This window comes from Microbacterium sp. (genome assembly GCF_031178525.1).
Taxonomy (GTDB): Bacteria; Actinomycetota; Actinomycetes; order Actinomycetales; family Microbacteriaceae; genus Microbacterium.
On record NZ_JAPSJA010000153.1, the window covers coordinates 1 to 6,065 of the forward strand.

Here is a 6,065-nt window from a genome sequence, read left to right on the forward strand (position 1 = left end):
GGCTTCGCGAACTTCCTCTCGATCCTCGACGAGGGGCGCGTCGCGTTCGCCGCGCTGTGCGTCGGCGCCGCGCAGGGGTGCCTCGAGCAGGCGGTGCTGCATGCGAAGAAGCGCGTGGTGTTCGGGAAGCCGATCGGCGAGAACCAGCACATCTCGTTCACGATCGCGCGCATGCAGGCCCGTGTCGCCGCCGCGCGCGCCGTGATGCACGACGCCGCGCGCCGCATCGACGCGGGCATCCCGTTCACGACCGAGGCCTCGCTGGCGAAGCTGATCGGATCGGAGGCCGCGATGGGGAACGCCGCCGATGCGACGCAGATCTGCGGCGGCTGGGGCTTCATGAACGAGAACCCCGTCGCGCGGCACTACCGCGACGCGCGCATCCTCACGATCGGCGAGGGATCGACCGAGGTCCAGCTCGGCATCATCGCCCGCAGCCTCGGCTTCATGAACGCCTTCTCCTAAGACTCCGTCGCCGGCCGGCGGACCCTGCGGATCACGGGGACCGGGCGTGGCGGGGGTGAGCGATGGCGACGTCGGGCGGGTCCTAGGGTGGGGCGCATGATCGATCAGCCCGCTCGGCTCGCACTGGCCACGTTCCCCACGCCGATGGAGCGGGCGCCGCGCCTTGCCGAGGCCATCGGGCTGGCCGCGGACGATCTGTGGCTGAAACGGGACGACCTCACGGGCACGGGCGGCGGCGGCAACAAGCTCCGCAAGCTCGAGTACTTCGCCGCGCAGGCTCAGCGGGAGGGCGCGGATGTGCTCGTCACCACGGGGGGACCGCAGAGCAATCACGCCCGGCTCACCGCGGCCGTCGCGGCGCGGATCGGCATGCGCGCCGTGCTCGTGCTCGGCGGCGCGCGGCCGGCGGTCGCGCAGGGCAATCTCCTCCTCGACGGTCTGTTCGGCGCTCGCATCGAGTGGGCGGGCGACCTGCCGCCCCACGGATTGACGGCGTTCACGACGACGGTCGTCGATCACCTGCGTCGAGGCGGGGCGCGGCCGTTCGTGATTCCTTTCGGAGGTTCCGACAGCCTGGGCGCCCGCGGGTACTGCACCTGCGCGACCGAGATCCTCGAGCAGGTCCCCGACGTGCGCCACGTCGTGACCGCACTGAGCTCGGGCGGCACGATGGCGGGGCTGGTCGCCGTGCTGGGAGTCGACCGCGTCCTGGGGGTGGACGTGGGCGCCCTTCCGGACGCCGCCCAGGCGGTCGCGGCGTACGCCGCGCCCCTCATCCGCGGCGACCGCATCGACCCGGCGACGCTGCGCGTTCGGGACCAGTCCGGCGACGGCTACAAGAGATACACGCCCCAGGCTCGGGCAGCACTCGAGATGGTCGCGCGCACGGAAGCCGTCGTCCTCGATCCGACCTACACTGCGCGAGCGATGGCAGGTCTCATCGCCGCGGTGGAGGAGGGTGAGATCGCTCCGGGCCGGCCCGTGGTGTTCGTTCACACCGGCGGCGTCCCGGGACTGTTCGGTCACGCCGAGGCGTGACGGTCCGCCGCGCCGCACGGGCTCTCGGATGGCCGCGCGAGCACCTTCAGCCGGCACCCGCTCCCGCGGGTCTACGCGATCTGCAGCAGCTGGTGGCCCGCGGGCACCGTGGCGCCCGGGGTGGCGTCGATCCGCGCGACCACGCCGTCCTTGTGGGCCTGCAGCGGCTGCTCCATCTTCATCGCCTCGAGCACCACCACGAGGTCGCCCTTGACGACCGTCTGACCCTCCTCGACGGCGACCTTGACGACGGTCGCCTGCATGGGGGACTTCACGGCGTCGCCCGACGCGCCGCTCGACACGGCGGTCGAGTGGCTGCGGCGCGACGGCGGCACGATCGCGGGCCGACCGGCGGTGCCGGGCGCCTGTGCGATCCGGTCGGGCAGCGACACCTCCAGGCGCTTGCCCGCCACCTCGACGACGACGGTGTGACGGCTCTCGGCCCCCCGCGGCGCGTCGAGTTCGCCGTCCCACGCAGGGATGTCGTTGACGAACTCCGTCTCGATCCAGCGCGTGTAGACGCCGAACACGCCGTCCTCGGCCGTGAAGGCCGGGTCGCGCACGACCTTGCGGTGGAAGGGCAGCACGGTCGGCAGACCGGCGACCTCGAACTCGTCGAGCGCGCGGCGCGAGCGCTCGAGCGCCTCGGCGCGGTCGCGCCCCGTGACGATGATCTTCGCCAGCAGCGAGTCGAACGCGCCGCCGACCACGTCGCCGGCGGTGACGCCCGAGTCCAGACGGATGCCGGGGCCGCCGAACGTCTTGAACACGTGGATGGGTCCGGGCTGCGGCAGGAAGCCGCGCCCCGGGTCCTCGCCGTTGATGCGGAACTCGATCGAGTGGCCGACGGGGGCGGGGTCGTCGTAGTCGAGCGTGCCGCCCGCCGCGATGCGGAACTGCTCGCGCACGAGGTCGATGCCGGTGACCTCCTCGGACACGGGGTGCTCGACCTGCAGGCGGGTGTTCACCTCGAGGAACGAGATGGTGCCGTCCGCGCCGATCAGGAACTCGCACGTTCCCGCGCCGGTGTAGCCGACCTCGCGCAGGATGGCCTTCGACGCCTGGTACAGCGTGGCGTTCTGCTCGTCCGTGAGGAAGGGCGCCGGCGCCTCCTCGACGAGCTTCTGATGACGGCGCTGCAGCGAGCAGTCGCGGGTCGAGATGACGACGACGTTGCCGTCGGCGTCCGCGAGGCACTGCGTCTCGACGTGGCGCGGCTTGTCGAGGTACTTCTCGACGAAGCACTCACCGCGTCCGAACGCCGCGATGGCCTCGCGCGTCGCCGACTCGAACAGCTCGGGGATCTCCTCGAGCGTGCGCGCGACCTTCAGACCGCGTCCGCCGCCGCCGTAGGCCGCCTTGATCGCGATGGGCAGGCCGACCTCGCGCGCGAACGCGACGACCTCGTCGGCGGTGTCGACGGGGCCCGGGGTGCCGGGGGCCAGGGGAGCGCCGACCTTCTCGGCGACGTGACGCGCGGTGACCTTGTCGCCGAGCGCCTCGATGGCCTCGGGCGAGGGGCCGATCCAGGTGAGGCCGGCGCCGATGACCGCGCGCGCGAAGTCGGCGTTCTCCGCGAGGAAGCCGTAGCCGGGGTGCACCGCGTCGGCGCCCGAGCGGCGGGCGACGGACAGGATCTTGTCGATCTGCAGGTACGTCTCGGCGCTCGTGGCGCCGTCGAGCGCATAGGCCTCGTCGGCGAGGCGCGCGTGCAGCGCGTCGCGATCGGGGTCGGCGTACACGGCCACGGACGAGATCCCGGAGTCGCGCGCCGCGCGGACGATGCGTACGGCGATCTCGCCGCGGTTCGCGATGAGCACCTTGGCGATGGCAGGCATGGATTCGAGCCTACCGACGGGCGCCCCGCGGTCTTTGAGCCCGTTCGACAAGAAAACCCGCCGAACGTGTCGGTCGGTCTACGACTGCCGGTTCCAGAGCGCCGGCCAGGAGACGCCGAGTTCGCGCACGAGCCGCCGCACGGTGGACAGCGACATCCCCACCACGGTGGACGGGTCGCCCTCGACGCGCTCGATGAACGCGCCGCCCAGGCTGTCGACCGTGAAGGCGCCCGCGACGTGCAGCGGCTCGCCCGTGGCGATGTAGGCGGCGATCTCGTCGTCGTCGACATCCGCCGCGAACGTCACCGCCGCCTCGGCGACCGCGTGCGCCTCGACCGGCTCGCCCTCCGCCGTGACGCGGAACACGCTGTGCCCCGAGTGCAGCACGCCGGTCCGTCCCCGCATGCCGTGCCAGCGCTCGGCCGCGGCCTCGGCGGTGTACGGCTTGCCGTAGACCGTGCCGTCCAGCTCGAACATCGAGTCGCCGCCGATCACGATCCCCTCGAAGCCGTCGTGCGCGGCGCGCACACGCGCCGCGACATCCGCCGCCTTCCGTCGGGCCAGCAGCAGGACGTGCTCGGCGGGCGGCAGGATGCGCCCCTCCCGCTCCTCGATCTCGGCGATCACCGTTTCCTCGTCCACCGCGGGGGCCAGTGTGAGCGGTTCGATGCCCGCCTGGCGCAGCAGCATGAGGCGGGCGGGGGAGGTGGAGGCGAGGCAGACCTGCGGCATGGGGACAACGGTACGGCGTCCGGTCAGGCGGCTTTGAGAGGATGTCCGGATGCAGAGCGGTGATGTGGTCGACCTTGACGTGACCGGGGTGGCGCACGGCGGCGTGTTCGTCGCGCGTGAGGAAGGTCTCGTGGTGTTCGTGCCCGACGCGCTGCCGGGGGAGCGGATCCGCGCCCGCGTCACGGACGTGAAGAAGTCGTTCGCGCGCGCGGAGGCGCTCGAGGTGCTGGACGCGTCGCCGGACCGCCGCGCTCACGTCTGGTCGCAGGCGGACATCTCGGTCGCGCCCGGCGCGCGACCCGGGGGCGCGGACTTCGGGCACATCGCGCTGTCGCGTCAGCGCGCGCTCAAGGCCCAGGTGCTGCGCGAGGCGTTCGACAGGTTCGCCGGCACGCCCGTCGACGTCGCGGTGCGCGGTCCGGAGGACGTGCTGGGTGCCGATCATCCCGTCGTGCGCGACAGCGAGGACGGCTCGCACTATCGCACGCGCGTCAGCCTGCACGTCGACGGCGAAGGGCGGATCGGCCCGTATGCCGCGCGCAGTCACACGGTCATCCCGGTGGAGGCGCATCCGCTCGCGACGCCCGAGATCGAGGCGGTGGCGCTCGCGCTCCGCAGCGCACCCGAGGGACGGATCGACCTGGTCCAGCCCGCCGACGGGCGCGTGCGCTCGATCCGCCGGCCCGCCCGCACGGCCGACCGTCGACGCCGCTTCGCGCCCAAGCCCGAGCGCGTCGAGCCCGAGGTCGTGACGGAGCGCGTCGGCGACCGCGAGTTCCAGGTCGACGCCGGCGGGTTCTGGCAGGTGCACCGCGCGGCAGCGGCGACGCTCGACCGCGCCGTGCGGGACGCGCTCGGTGAGCTGTCGAGCGACGCGTGGCACCTCGACCTCTACGGCGGCGTAGGACTGTTCGCCGCCGCGCTCGGCGATCTCGCCGGCCATGCCCGCCTCACGACCGTGGAGTCGGAGCCCCGCGCCACCGCGCACGCCGAGCGCAACCTGGAGGAGTTCGGCGCCGAGGCCGTCACGGCACGCGTGGACCGGTTCCTCACGCGCGTCTCCAGCCAGGCCGGCTCGTTCGACCGCGAGATGCTCACGCGCGGCGTGACGCTGCTCGACCCGCCGCGCTCCGGCGCAGGCCGCGACGTCGTCGAGGCCATCGCGGATCTCGGGTCGTCGCGTGTCGCGTACGTGGCGTGCGATCCGGTCGCGCTCGCGCGCGATGTCGGCTACTTCCGCGGTGCCGGCTACGAGCTGAGCGGCATCCAGGCGTACGACCTGTTCCCCCACTCCCATCACGTGGAGGCGGTCGCCGTCCTCACCCGCTGAGGCGCCCGCGCCGCCACTATCATCACTCCGTGAGACGACTTCTGGCGGCGCCCCAGTTCTGGTTCCGCACCCTGCTGATGCTGTGCTCGGTGTACGGGTTCATGGTCGGATCGCACTCGGTGTCGTACCTCACGACGATCACCAACGCGATCCTGCTCGGCTACCTCGTGGTGGGTCTGTGGACCATGTGGATGCGCCGTTCGCCCGATCTCCCGGCGCCGCGCCTGCGCGGCGCCATCGTGACGTGGATGCTCTTCATCTGCGTCATCGCGCACGTCATGCTCGAGAACTGGGCCAACCCGTTCGACAGGGTGTTCGATCCGGATCCGGCGCAGTCGCTCAGCGGCGTCGCGCTGCTGATCGCGCACTACGTGATGCCGGTCGGCATGCTGATCGACTGGCTCCTGTTCGGTCCGCGCGGACGCACCAGGTGGCGGGATCTCCTCTGGTGGCCGCTCTACCCCCTCGCGTACGGCCTGCTGACGATCGCGCGCGCCATCGCGTTCCCGAGCGTGGCCAACCGCATCCCCTACCCGTTCATGCAGCCGAACGGCGACGACTGGTTCGGGGTCCTGGTCTCGCTGCTGCCGATGATCATCGCCGTCGTCGCCATCGGCGCGCTCATGATCGGCTGGGACCGCGCCCTGGCCCGACTCGCCGCC

6 protein-coding genes are annotated in these 6,065 nt (G+C 72.3%); 4 read left to right on the forward strand and 2 right to left on the reverse strand.

The window, feature by feature from the left end; all coding sequences use genetic code 11:
- Window positions 1-465: acyl-CoA dehydrogenase family protein (locus RIF89_RS10065; protein WP_309068978.1), on the forward strand; the 465-nt coding region annotated here is incomplete at its 5' end.
- Window positions 466-561: 96 nt separating this feature from the next.
- Entirely contained in the window at window positions 562-1,503 is a 942-nt protein-coding gene (locus RIF89_RS10070) for a D-cysteine desulfhydrase family protein (protein WP_309068979.1), read from the forward strand.
- 71 nt (window positions 1,504-1,574) lie between these two features.
- Here RIF89_RS10070 and RIF89_RS10075 read toward each other — a convergent pair whose 3' ends face one another.
- Window positions 1,575-3,341, reverse strand: coding sequence for a biotin carboxylase N-terminal domain-containing protein (locus tag RIF89_RS10075; RefSeq protein WP_309068980.1), 1,767 nt, complete (start codon window positions 3,339-3,341; stop codon window positions 1,575-1,577).
- A gap of 78 nt (window positions 3,342-3,419) precedes the next feature.
- The gene (locus tag RIF89_RS10080; protein WP_309068981.1) at window positions 3,420-4,073 is read right to left on the reverse strand and encodes a Maf family protein; all 654 of its coding nucleotides are present in this window, start codon (window positions 4,071-4,073) and stop codon (window positions 3,420-3,422) included.
- Between the two features lie 49 nt (window positions 4,074-4,122).
- Here RIF89_RS10080 and RIF89_RS10085 point away from each other — a divergent pair, with 49 nt between their 5' ends.
- Window positions 4,123-5,403, forward strand: coding sequence for a TRAM domain-containing protein (locus RIF89_RS10085; RefSeq protein WP_309068982.1), 1,281 nt, complete (start codon window positions 4,123-4,125; stop codon window positions 5,401-5,403).
- Between the two features lie 29 nt (window positions 5,404-5,432).
- Window positions 5,433-6,065 (forward strand): Pr6Pr family membrane protein (locus tag RIF89_RS10090; RefSeq protein WP_309068983.1); only part of this gene is annotated, 633 nt, incomplete at its 3' end.

What these genes read in the sequence shown, in the direction of transcription:
- RIF89_RS10085 (WP_309068982.1), top strand. Translation starts at nt 4,123, where the DNA reads ATGCAGAGCGGTGATGTGGTCGACCTTGACGTGACCGGGGTGGCGCAC.
- RIF89_RS10080 (WP_309068981.1), bottom strand. Translation starts at nt 4,073, where the DNA reads ATGCCGCAGGTCTGCCTCGCCTCCACCTCCCCCGCCCGCCTCATGCTG.
- RIF89_RS10070 (WP_309068979.1), top strand. Translation starts at nt 562, where the DNA reads ATGATCGATCAGCCCGCTCGGCTCGCACTGGCCACGTTCCCCACGCCG.
- RIF89_RS10075 (WP_309068980.1), bottom strand. Translation starts at nt 3,341, where the DNA reads ATGCCTGCCATCGCCAAGGTGCTCATCGCGAACCGCGGCGAGATCGCC.